We start from the raw sequence: 18,363 nt of genomic DNA, 5'->3' as shown, positions 1-18,363 counted from the left end.
CTGGCGTCTGTGAACAGGTTCTGACAGCGTTGGCTCAATTCAGCGGCTCGATACGCCACTCGCCATCCTGAAGCACCAGATGACGATTGCAGCGGTGTGACTCGGGACCGGTCCGCTGGTCGGGCAGCGCCTGGATCACGCGCTCCCCCTGCGCCCGTAGCCGATTGATGGTCTCATTGAGCGCGGCGTCCGTCTGGTTCGGTGCCCAGATGCCATTGGTTGGCGGCTCTCGTTCGGCCAAGGTCGCCAGCTGCTTGAGATCCATGGAAAATCCGGTGGCCGGGCGGGCACGGCCAAAGGCCTGGCCGGTATCGTCGTAGCGTCCGCCCTTGCTCAGGGCCTGGCCGTATCCCGGCACGTAGGCGGCGAATACCATTCCGGTGTGGTACTGGTAGCCGCGCAGCTCGGCCAGGTCGAAGTAGAACGACACATCGGGATGCTCGGCGACGACGCCGCGATGCAGCCGCATCAACTGATCGAGCGCGTCCAGAACGGCGCTCGGGGCCTCGGCCAATACCTGCTGGGCATGCTCCAGAATCTCCGCCCCGCCATGCAGCCGCGGAAGTTCGCTGAGCATCCGCGCGAGCCCGGAATCCCGAACATTGGCGGCCACCAGTTCGTCGATGACGATATAAGCCTTGCGTTCGATGGCATCGAACAGCGCCCGTTCGACGTCGTCGCTCCAGTCGACGGCACGCACCAGTTCGCGGTAGATCGCGGTGTGGCTCAGTGCCAGGTGAATCTCCTTGGCGCCGGCCGCCTCGAGGCTGGACAGCGCCAGCCTCAATACTTCGATATCGGCATCCAGCCCGGCGTGACCGAAGAGCTCGACGCCAACCTGCATGGGGCTGCGGCCGCCCTGATGCTTGTCGGCCTTGGCCCGCAGTACCGTCGTGCAATAGCACAGGCGCACGGGACCCTGACGCTTCAGCGAATGGGCGTCCATGCGCGCGACCTGAGGCGTCACGTCGGCACTGGCACCCATCATCCTGCCGGTCAACTGATCGGTCAGCTTGAACGTCTGCAGATCCAGATCGGTGCCGGTGCCGGTCAGCAGCGAGTCGAGAAATTCGACCGGCGGCGGCATGACCAGGTCGTAGCCCCAGCGGTCGTACAGGTCGAGCAGCGTCCGACGCAACTCCTCCATCCGGGTTGCCTGCGGCGGCAATACTTCATCCATGCCGTCGGGTAGCAACCAGCGGTCAGCGATCGTCATGAGCTTTTCCTGCCCAGCGGTAAGTCGGTAAAGATCGGAGGCAAAGGCCAGCTTCGCCATCCCGTGACAGTTGCAGCCGGAGCGCTGCGAGGCGGGTGCATTGCGCAAAGACTTGATCGTATGAAGACGTGAATGCGCAAAAACAGGCCGCACAAAAAAGCCGGGCTAAACCCGGCTAGGCAATAGTACCACGAAACGCCCGCGGGGAAATCCCGCGGGCGTTCGTTTTCCTAGATGATGCCGTTCGTCCGCCCGCCCCTCATGGCGCCGAAGCCTCGGCAGGCGTCGGGTCTTTGAGATAGCGGAAGAAGTCGCTGTCGTCCGGACTCAATACCAGCAGATCCTTGCCCTTGCCGTTGAAGCTGTCGCGATAGGCTTGCAGCGAACGATAGAACGAGAAGAAATCCGGTGCCTGCTGATAGGCGCTGGCATAGATCTGCGCCGCCTGGGCATCACCCTCGCCACGTGTGGTCTCCGCCTCCTGGCGACCGTTGGCGAGAATTTCCTGACGCTGACGATCGGCGTCGGCACGAATCGCCTCGGCCTGCTGGGAACCTTCCGCGCGATAGGTTCTCGCCGCCTGCTCCCGCTCCGAATTCATGCGTTCGTAAACCGCCTGAGTCACCTCGGGTGGCAGCTCGATTCGCTTGACGCGAATATCGAGGATATGGACACCCAGCTCGTCGCGCATCGCCTGGTCAAGCTGCTGTACCGGCTCGACCATCAGCTCTTCCCGCGCCCCTTCGACGGTGTCGGCGCCCTTGTCTTCACCCACCAGTTCCTGATTGTCGCTCTCTGCTGCGATTCTCTCCTGGATGATCGAGGACATCTCGGTCTGGCCGAACTTGTTGCGCAATGCTTCGTCGGTCCGTGGCGCGATCAGGTTCTCGGCGACCTGGATGTTGCCACGCGTAGCCTCGTAGAACTGCTGTGGGTCGGCAATCTTCCACTTCACGAAGGAGTCGACGATCACCGCCTTGGAGTCCGCCGTCAGGTACCGCGTCGCGCTGGAGTCGACCGTCTGCACGCGTACGTCGAAGATTCGCACGGTGTTGAATATCGGCAGCTTGAAGTGCAGACCGGGGCCAATGTTGTTTTCGATCACCTCGCCGAAACGCAGCTTGATGGCCCGTTCTGTCTCGTTGACGACGTAGAAACTGGCACTGGCAAACCAGGCCAGCAACGCCAGGATGATGACGCCAAACAGGGCGCGATTATTAAACATTAGCGACCCTCCCGCAGGCTGGAACTACGTGTCGGCTGCTGCGAGCCACTGTTCATCTGATCGATCACCTGCCGTGAAATCTGTTCGAGCTGTTGCATGCTCATCGGCGACGAGTCGCTCTGGCTGCTGTTACCGCCAGCCTGCATCTGATTGAGCGGCAGCACGGTCACGGCATTGCCGTCACCCAGATCGACGAGCGCCTTGGGCGTCTTGCTCAGCACATCGCTCATGGTCTCGAGATAGAGACGCTGACGCGTCACGTCCGGCGCCTGCCGATATTCGCTCAGCAGCGAATTGAATCGGTTGGTCTGACCGATGGCATCGGATACCGAAGCAGCCTTGTAGCCATTGGCTTCCTCGATGAGACGCTGCTTCTGACCCTTGGCCTCGAGAACGACGGCCTGGCTATAGGCATTGGCCTGGTTGATCGAGCGCTGACGCTCCTCCCGGGCACGGATGACGTCGTCGAAGGCGTCCTGGACCTGATCCGGCGGCGCGGTCGATTCGACGTTGACCGTCTGCAGACGCAGCCCGGTACCGTAAGCTTCCATATAGGCCGTCAACCGCTCGAAAACCCGCTGCCCCAGCCGATCACGACCGGTGGTCAGGATTTCCTGCAGGTGCATGTTGCCCACTTCCTGGCGCAAGGCCGAGTCCATGGCGTTCTGCAGCGTCATCTCAGGCTCGTTGACGTTGACCAGAAACGCATGCGAATCGCTCACCACATACTGCGCCGAGACGCTGACGCGAACGATGTTCTCGTCGCTGGTCAGCATCGAATCCGTCTGCGTCGCAGAGCGGATGCTGGTCACGTTGACGCTGTCCACGCGATCGATGATCGGCGGATTCCAGTGCAGACCGGGATTCAAGGTTTCGGTGTACTTGCCGAGTCGGAACACCACGCCGCGCTCGGACTGATCGATCAGATGGAAACCGGATCCGGCCCAGATCACGGCCGCCACGATCAGCACCAGGATCGGCAGCAAAAACGGGTTGCGCTTGCCACCGCCACCATTGCTGCCGCCGGAACCATCGCCGCCAGGACCGGAACGCTTGCCGCGGCCGCCCAGCAGACGGTTGATCTTGTCTTGAAACTTTTTCAGCGCTTCATCGAGATCCGGTGGCCCCTGATTGCCACCGCCGTTGTTGCCACCATTACCACTCGGGCGTCGGCCCCCTCCGCCGCCCCAGGGGTCCTGCTGGTTGTTGCCACCACCAGGCTCATTCCAAGCCATACCTAGTCTCCAATGATGCAGTCAAAGCGTTGCGTCAGGCCAAAGCATTACGCATGGCATCGGGAGCATGAGCCGCCGTGGCGTTGCACTGACGTGCAAAGGGCTGGTTCGGCCGGATGCCGAATCCCCTGTCACCCTGCATCGCTCGGATCTGCTCGCCAGACCACGAAGCTCCCTGCGTCGTTTTTCTCACCTCAAACCCGTTCCCAATCGGCAACCGGCGTTTTTTCCGAGGTGGGCAAATAATCGTCGGCGCGTTCGCCCAAGCGAGCCATCATCTGCATAAACTCCCGCCGGGGCAAGCGAATCTCCAGATTCGAGCGACCGCGCTCGTCGAACGTTTCGTTCTGCACGGCCTGCAACTCGTGCAGCGCCGCTCGTAGTCGACCCTGCTCGGGCGTCAGCGTCAAGCGGATATCGAGGATATCCTCGGCCAGCCATTCCCCGAGCGCTTCGCGCAACAGTTCCAGGCCTTCGCCGTCGCGTGCCGACAGCCACACGACCTGCGGGAAGCCCTGTTCGTCACGTTCGATCCGCGGCGACGTTCCCAGCAGGTCGATCTTGTTCATCACCAGCAGCCGGGGCACGTCGTCGGCATCGATCTCGGCCAGCACACTATCGACCTGAGCCACGTTGAGTTCGCGGTCCGGATCGGCAGCGTCGATCACATGGACGATCAGGCTGGCCTCGGTCGCTTCCTGCAGCGTGGCCCGGAAGGCCTCGACCAGCTTGTGCGGCAGATGCCGGATGAAGCCGACCGTATCCGCCAGCACGATCTCGCCGACATCCGGCACGTCGAGGCGACGCAAGGTCGGATCGAGCGTGGCGAAGAGCTGATCGGCGGCGTACACCTCGGACGAGGTGATCGCATTGAACAGGGTCGATTTGCCGGCGTTGGTGTAGCCCACCAGCGAGACGCTCGGAATTTCCGCCCGCGCTCTGGCGCGCCGATTCTGGTCGCGCTGCTTGCGGACCTTCTCGAGACGCTTGTGAATCGACTTGATGCGCTCACGCAGCAGACGCCGGTCGGTCTCGAGCTGGGTTTCCCCCGGGCCACGCAGACCGATACCGCCTTTCTGGCGCTCGAGGTGGGTCCAGCCGCGCACCAGTCGGGTAGACATGTACTCGAGCTGAGCCAGTTCGACCTGGAGTTTGCCTTCGTGAGTCCGCGCGCGTTGCGCGAAGATATCGAGAATCAGCCCCGTTCGATCGAGCACACGGCACTTGAGCGCACGTTCGAGGTTGCGTTCCTGGGAAGGAGACAGGGCATGATTGAAAATGACGAGTTCGGCGCCGTGGGTCTCGAGTGCGGCCTTGACCTCCTCGAGCTTGCCACTGCCGATGAAAGAACGAGGGTCGGGGCGACGCCGACTACCCTGAATCAGGGTAGCCGACTCCGCCCCGGCAGAGCGCACCAGCTCCAGGAGTTCACCCGGATCTTCGCGCTCCTGCTCGTCCTGAAAGTCCACATGGACCAGAATCGCCGTTTCGCCGGCGTCGGGACGTTCGAAAAACAATCACTACCTCTCGATTAGCTATCGAGTCCGGATGCAGCGGTAGGATCCTGCGGCGGCAACCGGACGTTACGGGACGGAACGACCGTCGAAATGGCATGCTTGTAGACCATCTGACTGACGGTGTTGCGCAACAGGATGACGAACTGATCGAACGACTCGATCTGTCCCTGCAGCTTGATGCCGTTGACCAGAAAAATGGAAACCGGGATGCGCTCCTTGCGCAGAATGTTCAGGTACGGATCCTGAAGGGACTGTCCTTTGGACATGTTGCTCTCCCTAATACTGTTATGAATGGTGCTGTTTTAGTTGGGCGGCGATTCGTTCTGACTCGGCATCACACCGGCGGCATCGCAACGCCGCAAGTATAGGTCTGGACGAAGCCCGCCATTTTACGCTAACTGCCGTGGTCACGCACGATTTTCGCAATCCGCTCGCCCACATCCGGCGCGCAGCTATCGACCCAATGAAGATCGGGCCAGCGCCGCAGCCAGGTCAACTGGCGCTTGGCCAACTGGCGCGTGGCGGCAATACCGCGTTCACGCAGTTCACCGCGATCGCAGGCCCCATCGAGGTACTCCCATGCCTGCCGATAACCGACGCTCTTCATCGACGGCAGATCCGCATGAAGGTCACCGCGCTGTTTCAATGTAGCCACTTCTGACACGAATCCTCCAGCGAGCATGGCATCGAAGCGCCGGGCGATACGCGCATGCAGGACATGACGCTCGGCAGGCGCGAGAGCTATGGACAACAATCGCCACGGAAAGTTTTCACGCTGCTGGTGCTGCCAGTGCTCGGAGAGGGGTACACCGCTCAGCCGATAGACTTCTAGCGCACGGATCAGGCGCTGACGATTGCGCGGATGGATGGCAGCGGCGGCCTGCGGATCGACCTCGACGAGCTCCGCATGCAGCGCCTCGAAGCCCTCGCGCTCGCCGCGCTGACGGAGCTGTTCGCGCATGACCGGGTCCGCCCCGGGCATGGTCGCGACGCCTTCGACCAGGCGCTTGGCGTACATCATCGTGCCACCCACCAGCAGCGGCGTTTTGCCGCAGGCCGTGATCGCCTTCATTTCACGCAGCGCATCGAGACGAAAGTCCGCGGCGGTATAGACCTCGGCCGGATCGCGAATGTCGATCAGACGATGCGGCGCCGCTGCCAGTTCTTCCCGGGACGGCTTGGCCGTGCCGATATCCATGCCGCGATAGACCATCGCCGAGTCGACACTGATCATTTCCGCGTCGAAGCGCCGATGCAGCGCAATCGCGCTGTCGGTCTTGCCGGCGGCCGTCGGTCCGAGCAGCAGGATCGCCAGCGGACGATCATCCCGCCTCGCGCCACCGTGCTCTCTCGGACCAAAAGATTCGTCGTGCATGCGACCATCGTTTTCGTTCACAGACATCCTCGTTCACTGGCCGCGAAGGAACAGCTTGTCGAGCTGCGCCATCGACATTTCGGTCCAGGTGGGGCGCCCGTGATTGCACTGCCCGCTACGCTCGGTACGTTCCATGTCGCGCAGCAGCGCATTCATCTCGGGCAGCGTCAGCAGGCGATTGGCGCGCACGCTGCCGTGGCAGGCCATGGTGCTGAGCAGCTCGTTGATCCGGGTCTCGAGACGGTCCGAACGCCCGAAGCGCTCGAGATCGCCGAGCATGTCCCGTATCAGCGGCTCGATATCCGCATCCGCCAGCAGTGCCGGTACCTGGCGGATCAGCAGCGTCTCGGGGCCGGCGGCGTCGAGCACCACACCCAGCCGGGCGAAGGCCTCCCGCTCCTGATCGGCGATCTCGGCTTCGCCGGCGCTGACCGCCATGGAGACCGGCACCAGCAGCGGCTGCGCATCGAGCGCGCCGGCATGAATCTGCTGCTTCATGCGTTCATAGACGATCCGTTCGTGAGCGGCATGCATGTCGACGATGACCATCCCGCTCTCGGTCTGGGCCAGAATGTAGACGCCGTGCAGCTGCGCCACGGCATAGCCCAACGGTGGCGCCTGGGTATCGTCCTGGGTTTTGATATCAGTGGTGAGCGGCATCGCCGGACGCTCCCGAAGCGCCACATCGGCCGCCTCGCCCCCCGGGGCATCAGCGCGACCATCACGCGGCGTCAGCAGCGACGACTCGTGTTCCGGATGCAGCGCATGATAGCCCGCCATGAACTCACGAATCCGCTGGGCCGCGGGACGACTCTGTGCCGACGACTCTCCGCCTGACGCATGCTGCCCGGCCAGCGGCATGCGCTGCTGCTGCCAGCCGGGCGCATCGTAGGCCGTGGAGGGACGAGCCTGCCCTTCGGGCGATTGCCGAGCTGGCGCGCCGGTCTCCTCGTCGACTGCATCGCCCGACAGTTCCGCGTTCTTTCCTGCCGTCACTGCCCCGTTGGGTTTCACCGATGCCAGTGCGCGATGCAGGCTCGAGAACAGAAAATCGTGGACCAGGCGGCCGTCGCGAAAGCGCACTTCATGCTTGGTCGGATGCACGTTGACGTCCACCACCCGCGGATCGAGCTCGAGATAGAGCACGAACACCGGATGCCGGCCATGGAACATCACGTCGCGATAGGCCTGGCGAATGGCATGGGCGACCAGACGATCCCTGACGATGCGGCCATTGACGAAGAAATACTGCTGATCGGCCTGCGCACGAGAGTAGGTCGGCTCGCCGACCCAGCCCCACAAGCGGAGCCCCGTGGCCTCCAGATCGACGTGCAGAGCCTCGTTCAGGAAGCGCTTGCCCAGCATCGCGCCAATGCGCCGCTCCCGACCGGCCTGCTCCGCAGCCACGCCGGGCAACTGATGCACGGCCTTCTGGTTGTGACGCAACAGCCAGGTGATATCGAAACGGGACAACGCCAGGCGCCGAAAGGCCTCCTCGACGTGGCCGAATTCGGTCTTTTCGGTGCGCAGGAACTTGCGCCGCGCTGGCGTGTTGAAGAACAGATCGCGAACCAGCACCGAAGTGCCACGAGGATGCGGCGCTGGCGTGACCCGCGGCTCCATCTGGCGCCCTTCGGCAACCACTCGCCAGCCGCCGGCGGGATCTTCGTTGGCGTTGGAGATCAGCTCGAGGCGCGACACCGAGCTGATCGACGCCAGCGCCTCGCCGCGGAAGCCCAAGCTGGAGACGTCCTCGAGATCGTCGAGCGAGGCGATCTTGCTGGTGGCGTGCCGGGATAGCGCCAACGGAAGGTCGTCTTCGCCGATGCCGATGCCATCGTCACGCACACGGATCAATCGCGCCCCCCCCGCCTCGAGCTCGACCTCGATACGCTGGCTGCCGGCGTCGATGGCGTTCTCGACGATCTCCTTGACCACCGAGGCCGGCCGCTCGACCACCTCCCCTGCGGCGATCTGGTTGGCCAGACGGGGATCGAGTATGCGGATGCGTGACGGTTCACTCATCGCAGGATCTCCTCAACGTTCAACGCAGTCGTCCGAAACTCATCCGCTCTGTCTGAAAAATCGACGAGCGACGGTCAGACAAGGCAAAAATCGGCGAAAAAGCGGAGCTTACGAGGTTGTAAATGAGCATTTTAAGCCGATTTTTAACGCCGTATGGCCGAGCGCAGACATTTTTCAGGCAAAGCGTCGTCATGGAATGGTCAACACCTGCCCTACCCGCAAGATGTCACTGTCCAGCCCATTGGCCTGCTTCAGCGCCTTCATGCTGATGTTATGGCTGGCCGCTACCTGGGACAACGAATCGCCTCTCTGGACGCGATACTCGTTGCCGGCGCTGCCGCGTCCCTGATCACGCTGCCAGGCCAGCAGGCTCGAGGGCGGCGGATGCTGGCGGAAATGGGCCACGATGCCGTCGTAGATCGCCTGGGCCAGCTTGGCCTGGTGTGCCGACGACTTTAGCTGCGCCTCTTCGCGCGGGTTGGAGATGAAGCCGGTCTCGACCAGCAGCGACGGGATGTCCGGTGATTTCAGCACCACGAAGCCCGCCTGCTCGACGCTCGACTTGTGCAGCTTGTTGATCCGCCCCAGTCGATCGAGCACCTGCCCGCCAGTCGCCAGCGAATCGTTCATCGTCGCGGTCATCGTCAGATCGAGCAGCACGCCGCGCAGCACTTCATCCTTGTCGTCGAGGCTCAAGTTGCCGTCGACGCCCCCGATCAGGTCGGACTGGTTCTCGCTCGCCGCCAGCCAGCGTGCGGTTTCCGACGTCGCCCCGCCCTGGGATAGCGCGTAGACCGAACTACCATAGGGCTGGCTACTGCGAACCGCATCGGCATGGACCGAGACGAAGAAGTCCGCCTTCTGCTGTCGGGCGATCAGGGTGCGCTGACGCAAGCCGACGTAATAGTCGCCATCGCGGGTCAGGAACGCCTTGAACCCCGGCGTCTGGTCGAAACGCTGCTTCACCTTGCGCGCGATCTGGAGCACGACATCCTTTTCTTGAGTATTGTGAGGACCGGTTGCTCCCGGATCTTCACCACCGTGACCGGCATCGACGGCGATGATGATGTCCCGCTTGGGATGCGGCTGCGCCTCGACGGCGGAAGCCACCGTTTCGGCTTCCTGCGGCTTGCCTTCGGCGACGGCTTCGGTTTGTGCTCGTTGCGCAGCGATCTCCTGATCGCGAATCATTGCCTCGATAGGATCGATGGGATCCTTGACCGCACTGGCGCCGGGATAGTCGAGATCCACCACCAGACGGTCGCTGTACTGTTCATTGGGCGGCAGCGTGAAGCTCTTGGGCACGACAGAGCGATTGACGTCGAGCACGACGCGCAATCCGCCGCTTTCCCGCACCCCGGTACGCACTTTGGAAATGGCGCTGTCGTCCAGATCGAGCTTGTCGATATCGAAATCCAGCTCGGTACTGTCGAGGTCGATCACGACGCGATCAGGGCCTTCCAGAGTGAAGATGTTGGCGTTGACCGGCCCCGACATGTCGAACACCAGCCTGACGTGATCCGGTGCCGACCACAGCCGCATGTTGTCCACTTCGACGGCTTGTGCCTGCGCGGCAGCCCCAAGGCAGAAAAGGGAGATCAAACCGGCCAACCAACGATGCTTGGCCCCCTTGCGCTTGGCCGGCCAGGCGCGCACGCCTCTCCCCAACAGCAAGAACGCGGCATGACTCAGGATGACGACGAGATTCCATAACGACTCAAGACCGGATTGGACATCATGACGCGTCTCTTGCACTTCTTTCAGCATTCATCTTCCTTGTGACTCACTGGTTCCTCACCGCTCATCGAATCGCGCAGCCCCGTCGGCAACTTTTCCATGACGGCACGTCCCTGTTCGCTGTGTGCGATGCCCCAGGCGATCCGCCCCGCGGAATGAACCCGAAGATGGATCTCGAGATCGGGCGTGGGTAGCCAGCCGACGCCGCGGCTCGGCCATTCGATCAGGCAGAGCGCGTCGTCGCCAAGCATGTCACGGGCGCCGATGAACTCGAGCTCCTCGGGATCGCCCAGGCGGTAGAGGTCGAAATGAAAAATCCGGGCCGCGGTGGTCTCGTAGGGCTCGACCAGCGTGTAGGTCGGGCTCTTGACGGCGCCAACATGGCCATAGGCGCGCAGGATGCCCCGGGCCAGCGTGGTCTTGCCGGCGCCAAGATCGCCGATCAGGTGGACCTGACCGCGTCCGGCCAGCGCTCGGCCCAGGGATTCGCCAAAGGCCACCTGGGCGGCTTCATCGCTAAGTGTGATCGGCATGACTCGAGACAGGTTGAGGGTTGGCCAAAGTTCGCGCATAGGATGCCAGATCAGTCGCCAGCAAACCACGCTCGCCGGCATCCAGCGCTGCAGCATCCGCTGCCAGGGCGTGGAGCAGCACGCCGATTCTCGCTGCCTCGCCGAGCGACTCGAGCTGTCCGGCGAGCCCCGCGATGATGCCGGTCAACGCATCGCCCATGCCGCCGCTGGCCATGCCCGGATTGCCGAACGGGCAGAGTGTGAGCCGCTCGCCGTCGTAGACCAGCGTGCCCGCCCCCTTGAGCACGATGGTACCGCCCCAGCGCCGATGCAGGGCGATGACGACGTCGCGTCGGTCCCGCTGGACGTCGGCGGTGGAAATGCCCAGCAGGCGCCCCGCTTCGCCGGGGTGCGGCGTCAGTATCCAGTCGTCCCGACGGCGCGCCCGTTCGTCGCGCGCCAGCAGGTTGAGGCCATCGGCATCGATGATGCAGGGCTTGCCGGCATCGAGCGCGCGCTGCAACGCGGCCTGCCCCCAGGCACCGGTGCCGATCCCCGGCCCCACGGCCACGACATCGGCCGCCTCGACCATCGGCTCGAGATCCGGCGCACCACGCACGCCTCGCGCCATGATCTCGGGAAAACGGGTCAGGCTGGCCGAGACATGAGCGGCATCGGTGGCAAGGCTCACCTTGCCGGCGCCAACGCGCGCCACCATCTCGCTGGTCATCAGCGCCGCCCCGCCCATGCCCGGCGCGCCGGCGACCACCAGCACGTGGCCATGGGCACCCTTGTGGCTGTTGGGCGTTCGCGGCGGCAGCGCCATCGCCAGATCCTCGCGCGCCTGGCGCCAGGCCACCGGCACGATATCGCCATGCCGTAACGGATCGACGCCGAGCGAGGCATAGACGATATCCCCCACCACATCGAGCGCCGCTCCGGTATGCAGACCGAACTTGTCGCCGATGAAGGTGACCGTCAGCATGGCCTTGATCGCCTCGGCCTCGACATGGCCGGTATCGACATCGACCCCGGAGGGCACGTCGACGGCCATGACCGGACGGCCGCTGGCATTGACCTCGGCGATGGCAGCGGCATAAGGCGCACGAGGCGCGCCCTTGGCGCCGGTACCCAGCATCGCATCGACCATCAGCTCGCCATCCAGGGTCAGTTCATCGTTCCAGTCGACCGCTTCGACACCTGCCTCAGCCGCCATTGCCGCCGCCCGGCGCGCGTCACCCTCGAGTTCGGTGACCGGCTTGAGCGCGACCAGGTCCACCACCAGGCCCTCGGCGGCAGCCAGCGCCGCGATGACGTAACCGTCGCCACCATTGTTGCCGCCACCGCACAGCACGCAGAGACGACGCACCTGTGGCCAGCGGGCACGCAGCGTGTCATAGGCCGACTCGCCGGCACGCCACATCAACGCGAAGCTGTCGCCCTCGGCCTCGATGGTTCGGCGATCCAGCTCTCGCACCTGTTCGGCCAGATAGAGCGGCCGCTGAAAAGAAGAGGCGGTCATCGTGACTCCTGTCATCTTCCGATAGAGGATTTGCCGATGAGTGGCGCCAGATGGCGTCCCATCTACCATTCGACTGACGCTCGGCTCATTAGTGGTGTAGGGTAGCGCACCCGACACTTCTATCTCCGTTGGCTTCTCTGCGGTATGTCACAGCCATCCAGCATCGACTTCGACGAACTCGCCTCGTGCATCAAGCAGTGGGGACGAGAACTCGGCTTCCAGGCGATCGGTATCACGGATACCGATCTGCAGACCCATGAGCGCTATCTGCAGCGCTGGCTGGACGCCGGACATCATGGCGAAATGCACTACATGGCCAAGCATGGGAGCAAACGCACCCGGCCGCAGGAACTCGTCCCCGGAACACTGCGGGTGATCAGCGCGCGCATGGACTACCTGCCGCCCGAGGTCGAGACCACCAGGATACTGGGACAACCGCAGAAGGCGTACGTTTCACGCTACGCGCTGGGCCGCGACTATCACAAACTGATTCGCAAGCGCCTCGATCAGTTGGCCCGCCGGATCGAGGACGAAGTCGGCCCGATCGGCTATCGCGCCTTCGTCGACTCCGCACCGGTGATGGAGCGCGCCCTGGCCCAGAAAGCCGGACTGGGCTGGTTCGGCAAGAACGCCATGCTGCTCAACCCGCAGGCCGGCTCGCTGTTTTTCCTCGGCGAACTCTATACCGACCTGCCACTGCCGGTGGACCCGCCCTTCGAGCGCGAGCACTGCGGCTCCTGCTCCAGCTGTCAGACCGCCTGCCCGACGGACGCCATCATCGACGACAAGGTGATCGACGCGCGGCGCTGCATCTCGTACCTGACCATCGAACTCCACGGCAGCATTCCCCTCGAGTTCCGCCGGGCCATGGGCAATCGCGTCTACGGCTGCGACGACTGCCAGCTGTTCTGCCCTTTCACCCGCTTCACTCGCGCCAGTGCAGAGCCGGATTTCGCGCCGCGTCACGATCTCGACCGCGCCGAGCTGATCGACCTGTTCGCCTGGAGCGAGACCGAATTCCTCAAGCGCACCGAAGGCAGTCCGATTCGGCGCATCGGCTACGAGCGCTGGCTGCGCAATCTCGCCATTGGGCTGGGCAACGCGCCCTGGAGCGAGCGGGTCGAAAGCGCTCTGCGCGCCCGTCTGGCCTACCCTTCAGATCTGGTTCGAGAACATGTGCGCTGGGCGCTGGAAGAACAACGGCGCAAGCGCGAGGCGCGCATCGCCAGCGCCTAGCCCATGACGAACGGGTCGCGCGCCCGTCACGATCCGCCCTTCAGGAAGACAGCTTCAGGAATGTCTCGCGGTAATGCTTGAGCTCCGCCAGCGATTCACGGATGTCGTCCAGCGCCTGGTGCGTGTTGCGCTTGGTGAAACCGCTCGCGGCTGCCGGATTCCAGCGCTTGGCCAACTCCTTCAGCGTCGAGACATCCAGGTTGCGATAGTGGAAGAAGTTGTTGAGCGCCGGCATCTCGCGCTCCATGAAACGACGATCCTGATGGACGCTGTTGCCGCAGACCGGCGAGGTGCCAGGCGAGACATAAGTGGCGAGAAACGCGAGCGTGCGGCGTTCCGCTTCCGCCGTATCGATGGCGCTCTCGCGGACCCGCTGGATCAGCCCGGATTCGCCATGGGTTTTCTGGTTCCACTCGTCCATGCCATCGAGCAGGGCGTCCGGCTGATGCACGGCCAGCACCGGGCCTTCGGCGATCAGGTTCAGCTCGGCATCGGTGATCAGCGTTGCCACCTCGATGATGCGCTCCCGGTCGGGATCGAGACCGGTCATTTCCAGATCGATCCAGACCAGAAGATCGCTACGTGTGCCGGCAGCGGATGGGGCAGAGGCGGATGAGTCAGTGGTGGATGAGTTAGTGGTGGATGAGTTAGTGGCGGATGGTTCAGACATGAACAACTCCAGAGTCGGTGTCCTCGACCTCGCGGACGCGGGCGGACACGGCAAGTCGGTAAAGGCTACAATGCCCGCCATTCTACCCCCGGGGCACGACGGATGGGCAAACACCAACAGCCAGAACTGAAAACCATGAGTCACCGCAAACCATGAGCCGCCGCAAACTGAGCCGCCAACAGCGCTGGCGCGTCGAGAAGATCCAGGCCGAACGCACCGAAAGAGCGTTGAAAAAGGACGACCGCGATAGCGAACGTCTCGATGCCGGCGAATACGGGGCCGAGCAGCCAGGCCGCGTCGCCGCCCACTTCGGCCGCTCGCTGGAGGTAGAATCCGTCGAGGATGACCAGATCCGGCTGCACCGTTGCCATCTGCGCGCCAATCTCGAAGGGCTGGTGACCGGCGACCAGGTGGTCTGGCGCCAGGCCAACGACGGCAGCGGCGTGGTGGTCGCCCGCGGCGAGCGTCGCAGCGTGCTCGAACGCCCGGATGCCCACGGGCAACTGCGCCCCGTCGCCGCCAATATCGACCAGATCCTGATCGTGGTCGCGGTCGAGCCGGAGCCGCACCCCAACCTGATCGACCGTTACCTGGTCGCCGCGGAACATACCGGGATCCCGCCCGTACTGGTGCTCAACAAGAGTGACCTGCTGCCACCCGAGGGCGGCGCGCTGCGTGAATTGCTGGCGCGCTATGATGGGCTCGGCTACCCGTTGGTCGAAGCGTCCGCGCGTGGAGAGCATGGCCTCGATGCGCTGCAGGCTCGCCTGGCGGCGCGCACCTCCGTCTTCGTCGGCCAGAGCGGAGTCGGCAAATCCTCGCTGATCGACAAGCTGTTACCCGACGAAACCTTGCGAATCGGCGCACTGTCGACGGATACCCGCAAAGGCAAGCACACCACCACCACGGCGCGCCTCTACCCGCTACCACTGAAGGCGGCGGCCGACGGAGCACGACGAGGCGACTTGATCGACTCGCCCGGCATCCGGGAATTCGGCCTCTGGCATCTCGACGAGCGCGAGCTGGCGGAAGGCTTCATCGAGTTTCGCCCTTTTCTCGGCCACTGCCGATTCCGCGACTGCCGCCATCGTCAGGAACCCGGCTGCGCCCTGATCGACGCCGTCGAACGTGGCGACATTCATCCCCAGCGCTTCGCCAGCTTTCAGCGCATCAGAGACGACATCGCCGCGTCCTGAGAGTCACCAAGGTTTATCGAAGCGCCGCCCCAGGCGCCTTTCAAGACGACGCTGAACGGCGCCCGCTGAGCCGGGTCTTGTGGCATGGATGCCACAAGAGGCGCGCCTGGACAGGGATGTCCTTGTGCGCCGACCCAGGCGCAAGCGGAAAGTCGTTCAGGGTTTCGTCGTCTTGTGGCGCAAAAAGAGGGGGAGCGACGAGGGGGCGAGCGTTAAGCCCCCTCGTCACGGTGAGCCATAGGCTGGATTGGACTCGGCAGTCGTAGTTCCACTGCAATCTCTCGTCATCCATGACGCGAGACCCGGTTCGACGCTCTGCGTTCAGCGCCGTTCCGAAAGGCGTCTCGGGTGCAAGCCTTCGAGAAAGCCAACCTGGCTCAGCAATGCGACACCGCGCCAGAAGATGACAATCAGGGGCCGCTTTTGAACAAAGACTGATCGAGCGCAGGCCGTCTGGTTCAGCCTTCGAACAACATCAAAATGGACAGGAAGAACAGCGCCCACATCGCCGGGCGCACTTCCTTCGACTTGCCAACCCCCACCTTGACCGCGACGAAGGTCAGGAAGCCGAACACCACGCCATGGGTGATCGAGTAGGTCAGCGGGATCAGCATCATCGCCACGAAGGCCGGGATCGCGTCGTCGTACTGCTGCCAGTCGATGGTGCGGATCGGCGAGAGCATGAACACGCCCACCATGATCAGCGCCGGCGCGGTGGCAATGGCCGGCACCAGTGCCAGCAGCGGCGACAGGAACAGAAACGGCAGGAACAGCAGCCCCGCGACCACGGCGACCAGTCCGGAACGTCCGCCCTGACTGATGCCGGCCGCGGATTCGACATAGGCGTTGGCCGGGCTGGTGCCCAGCGGCGCGGAAATCAACGCCGAGAACGCGTCCACCATCATCGAACGACGAATGTTGCGCGGCTCGCCATCCTCGTCGAGCAGGTTGCCCGCCTGGCATACGCCGATGAACGTCGACATCGCATCGAAGAACGTCGTGAACAGAATCACGAAGATGAATGGCCAGTAGGCCACCGACAGCGCGCCGACGAAATCGACCTGCCACAGCGCACCGAAATCGGGCCAGGCGAAGATACCCTGGAAGTTGACCAGCGTCGGCGTACCGGTCGGCGACATGGCGCTGGCATCGCCCCACAGCCGGCCGATGGGAATGGCGAGTACCGTTGTGATGACGATACCCAGGATCAGCGCGCCCTGAATACGGCGCGCCACCAGCACGGCGGTGATTCCCAGCCCGATCAGGAATGTGACCAGCGTCGGCGTCATTTCGCCCAGGCCCACCACCGTGGCCGGGTTGGAAACCAGCATGCCGGCGTTGACTAGGCCGATCACGGTAATGAACAGGCCGATGCCGCAGGCAATGGCGTGACGCAGCGTTGCCGGGATCGCATCGACCACGTAGCGACGCACGTTGAACAGCGCCAGCAGCCCGAACAGCACGCCGGACCAGAACACGCAGCCCAGCGCGGTCTGCCATTCGATGCCCGCACCCAGCACCATGGTGTAGGTGAACAGCGCATTGATCCCCATGCCCGGCGCCACCAGGATCGGGTTGCGCGCATAGAGGCCCATCATCACGCTGCCGAAGAAGCTGATCAGCACGGTGGCCGTCAGGGCGCCGGCGAACGGGACACCGGCGCTGGAAAGAATCGAAGGATTGACCACGATGATGTACATCGCCGCCAGGAAGGTCGCGATGCCCGCCAGCACTTCGGTTTTGACCGTCGTCCCCAGCGAGCGCAGAGAGAACATTTTTTCAAGCACGCAGCAATCTCCTGGCAATCATGATTGTTATTGGTGACGCGAACCGCTCGCGTCCGTGAATTTTGTATACGAGGATGGTCCCCATGAAAAGAGCCGAGAGGTCATCGGGCCGAAAAACCCCGTCCGAATTCGACCTTGCGAACAGGTAGACGCCACTCTCGAGCGGCGCGCAGTATAGCGGATCCGCTCCGCGACGCCATCCGCTACCCTAGCGAGAGGCACGTGTGCCATCATCATGGCCATTGCCGCATCAAGATCACGACAGAAACGATCACGACTGGAGTCACCGCTCATGAGCTCGGAAACCCCTCAGTTGCCACTGATTCTGGACCCGGCCACGCTAGCGCAGCACCTCGAAGATCCGCACCTGCTGATCATCGACGTGCCGCTCAAGGCCGAAAGTTACCAATCGGGTCACGTGCCGGGCGCGATCTTCCTCGAATCCCGTCGCCTGCTGGCCGGCACGGGCGAGGTGCCCAACGATGTGCCTTCCGAAGCCGCCCTGAGCACGCTGTTTTCCGAACTCGGGCTGACCCCGGAGACTCACGTCGTCGCCTACGACGATGAAGGTGGCGGTTGGGCCGGGCGTCTACTCTGGACGCTGGAACTGATCGGCCACCGCCGTTACTCGTACCTCAACGGCGGAATCCACGCCTGGCGTGCCGACGGTCAGCCGGTTTCCACCACGCCCGCCTCGCCCAAGCCCAGCCAGTACGAAGCGGCCTACCTCAATTCGCAGGTTCTGATCCGGCGCGAGGAACTGATGGAGCGACTCGGCGATCCTGCGCTCGCGATCTGGGATGCCCGCTCCGACGAGGAATATCGAGGCACCAAGGGCGACAATCGCAAGCGGGGCCATATTCCCGGGGCGGTCAACCTCGACTGGCTGGACGTGATGGACAAAGACCACGACCTGCGCCTGCGCGACTACGCCGAACTCGTTACCGAACTGGAAGCCCGCGGCCTGACCCAGGACAAGGAGATCGTCACCCACTGCCAGACCCACCACCGTAGCGGACTCACCTGGCTCGCCGCCAAGGCGCTCGGTTACGACAACGTTCGCGCCTATCCCGGCTCATGGAAGGAATGGGGCAATCGCGACGATACGCC

At 63.5% G+C, this 18,363-nt stretch carries 15 protein-coding genes; 3 read left to right on the top strand and 12 right to left on the bottom strand.

Annotated elements, in window-relative coordinates:
- Positions 1-34: 34 nt before the first annotated feature.
- The 10 genes from DOM32_RS11650 to DOM32_RS11605 form a co-directional block, all read right to left on the bottom strand.
- Positions 35-1,216, bottom strand: coding sequence for an ATP phosphoribosyltransferase regulatory subunit (locus DOM32_RS11650; protein ID WP_110634681.1), 1,182 nt, complete (start codon positions 1,214-1,216; stop codon positions 35-37).
- Positions 1,217-1,475: 259 nt separating this feature from the next.
- On the bottom strand, positions 1,476-2,441 hold the full coding sequence (gene hflC, locus DOM32_RS11645) for a protease modulator HflC (protein WP_071233252.1): 966 nt from the start codon (positions 2,439-2,441) through the stop codon (positions 1,476-1,478).
- Positions 2,441-3,676 carry an FtsH protease activity modulator HflK gene (gene hflK, locus DOM32_RS11640; protein WP_071233253.1) on the bottom strand — a complete coding sequence of 412 codons (1,236 nt, stop codon included), beginning with the start codon at positions 3,674-3,676 and terminating at the stop codon, positions 2,441-2,443. Before hflK ends, hflC begins: the two co-directional genes overlap by 1 nt.
- A gap of 194 nt (positions 3,677-3,870) precedes the next feature.
- Complete coding sequence (gene hflX, locus DOM32_RS11635; protein WP_071233254.1) at positions 3,871-5,193, bottom strand: ribosome rescue GTPase HflX; 1,323 nt, start codon at positions 5,191-5,193, stop codon at positions 3,871-3,873.
- A 14-nt stretch (positions 5,194-5,207) separates the two neighbouring features.
- Positions 5,208-5,459, bottom strand: a complete 252-nt coding sequence (gene hfq / locus DOM32_RS11630) for an RNA chaperone Hfq (protein ID WP_071233255.1) — start codon at positions 5,457-5,459, stop codon at positions 5,208-5,210.
- A gap of 128 nt (positions 5,460-5,587) precedes the next feature.
- Entirely contained in the window at positions 5,588-6,568 is a 981-nt protein-coding gene (miaA, locus tag DOM32_RS11625) for a tRNA (adenosine(37)-N6)-dimethylallyltransferase MiaA (RefSeq protein WP_110634841.1), read from the bottom strand.
- A 33-nt stretch (positions 6,569-6,601) separates the two neighbouring features.
- A complete protein-coding gene (gene mutL / locus DOM32_RS11620; RefSeq protein WP_110634678.1) occupies positions 6,602-8,593 on the bottom strand; it encodes a DNA mismatch repair endonuclease MutL in 1,992 nt (663 codons plus the stop codon).
- Positions 8,594-8,782: 189 nt separating this feature from the next.
- Positions 8,783-10,360 carry an N-acetylmuramoyl-L-alanine amidase gene (locus tag DOM32_RS11615; protein ID WP_208625378.1) on the bottom strand — a complete coding sequence of 526 codons (1,578 nt, stop codon included), beginning with the start codon at positions 10,358-10,360 and terminating at the stop codon, positions 8,783-8,785.
- The gene (gene tsaE / locus DOM32_RS11610; protein ID WP_110634676.1) at positions 10,354-10,863 is read right to left on the bottom strand and encodes a tRNA (adenosine(37)-N6)-threonylcarbamoyltransferase complex ATPase subunit type 1 TsaE; all 510 of its coding nucleotides are present in this window, start codon (positions 10,861-10,863) and stop codon (positions 10,354-10,356) included. Before tsaE ends, DOM32_RS11615 begins: the two co-directional genes overlap by 7 nt.
- A complete protein-coding gene (locus tag DOM32_RS11605) occupies positions 10,847-12,364 on the bottom strand; it encodes an NAD(P)H-hydrate dehydratase (RefSeq protein WP_110634673.1) in 1,518 nt (505 codons plus the stop codon). The genes tsaE and DOM32_RS11605 overlap by 17 nt, the downstream gene beginning before the upstream one ends.
- A 144-nt stretch (positions 12,365-12,508) precedes the next feature.
- Here DOM32_RS11605 and queG point away from each other — a divergent pair, with 144 nt between their 5' ends.
- On the top strand, positions 12,509-13,600 hold the full coding sequence (gene queG, locus DOM32_RS11600) for a tRNA epoxyqueuosine(34) reductase QueG (protein WP_110634671.1): 1,092 nt from the start codon (positions 12,509-12,511) through the stop codon (positions 13,598-13,600).
- Positions 13,601-13,640: 40 nt separating this feature from the next.
- On the opposite strand, the gene orn is transcribed toward queG, so the two are convergent.
- On the bottom strand, positions 13,641-14,270 hold the full coding sequence (orn, locus tag DOM32_RS11595; protein ID WP_110634668.1) for an oligoribonuclease: 630 nt from the start codon (positions 14,268-14,270) through the stop codon (positions 13,641-13,643).
- 152 nt (positions 14,271-14,422) lie between these two features.
- On the opposite strand from orn, the gene rsgA reads away from it, so the two are divergent.
- Complete coding sequence (gene rsgA / locus DOM32_RS11590) at positions 14,423-15,466, top strand: small ribosomal subunit biogenesis GTPase RsgA (RefSeq protein ID WP_071233260.1); 1,044 nt, start codon at positions 14,423-14,425, stop codon at positions 15,464-15,466.
- Positions 15,467-15,924: 458 nt separating this feature from the next.
- Here rsgA and DOM32_RS11585 read toward each other — a convergent pair whose 3' ends face one another.
- Entirely contained in the window at positions 15,925-17,241 is a 1,317-nt protein-coding gene (locus tag DOM32_RS11585; RefSeq protein ID WP_110634665.1) for an NCS2 family permease, read from the bottom strand.
- 304 nt (positions 17,242-17,545) lie between these two features.
- Here DOM32_RS11585 and DOM32_RS11580 point away from each other — a divergent pair.
- Positions 17,546-18,363, top strand: an 818-nt coding sequence (locus DOM32_RS11580) for a sulfurtransferase (RefSeq protein WP_110634663.1), incomplete at its 3' end; no start/stop codon positions are given.

The sequence above is a fragment of the Salinicola salarius genome (genome assembly GCF_003206135.1).
Classification (GTDB): Bacteria; Pseudomonadota; Gammaproteobacteria; order Pseudomonadales; family Halomonadaceae; genus Salinicola; species Salinicola salarius.
Note: the sequence above shows the minus strand (reverse complement) of the source record. Positions and strands in the feature narration are given on the sequence as shown.

Coding starts and splice junctions, on each gene's coding strand:
- DOM32_RS11650 (WP_110634681.1), bottom strand. CDS start 1,216: ATGACGATCGCTGACCGCTGGTTGCTACCCGACGGCATGGATGAAGTA.
- hflC (WP_071233252.1), bottom strand. CDS start 2,441: ATGTTTAATAATCGCGCCCTGTTTGGCGTCATCATCCTGGCGTTGCTG.
- hflK (WP_071233253.1), bottom strand. CDS start 3,676: ATGGCTTGGAATGAGCCTGGTGGTGGCAACAACCAGCAGGACCCCTGG.
- hfq (WP_071233255.1), bottom strand. CDS start 5,459: ATGTCCAAAGGACAGTCCCTTCAGGATCCGTACCTGAACATTCTGCGC.
- miaA (WP_110634841.1), bottom strand. CDS start 6,568: ATGCACGACGAATCTTTTGGTCCGAGAGAGCACGGTGGCGCGAGGCGG.
- mutL (WP_110634678.1), bottom strand. CDS start 8,593: ATGAGTGAACCGTCACGCATCCGCATACTCGATCCCCGTCTGGCCAAC.
- DOM32_RS11615 (WP_208625378.1), bottom strand. CDS start 10,360: ATGCTGAAAGAAGTGCAAGAGACGCGTCATGATGTCCAATCCGGTCTT.
- tsaE (WP_110634676.1), bottom strand. CDS start 10,863: ATGCCGATCACACTTAGCGATGAAGCCGCCCAGGTGGCCTTTGGCGAA.
- DOM32_RS11605 (WP_110634673.1), bottom strand. CDS start 12,364: ATGACCGCCTCTTCTTTTCAGCGGCCGCTCTATCTGGCCGAACAGGTG.
- queG (WP_110634671.1), top strand. CDS start 12,509: ATGTCACAGCCATCCAGCATCGACTTCGACGAACTCGCCTCGTGCATC.
- orn (WP_110634668.1), bottom strand. CDS start 14,270: ATGTCTGAACCATCCGCCACTAACTCATCCACCACTAACTCATCCACC.
- rsgA (WP_071233260.1), top strand. CDS start 14,423: ATGAGCCGCCGCAAACTGAGCCGCCAACAGCGCTGGCGCGTCGAGAAG.
- DOM32_RS11585 (WP_110634665.1), bottom strand. CDS start 17,241: ATGTTCTCTCTGCGCTCGCTGGGGACGACGGTCAAAACCGAAGTGCTG.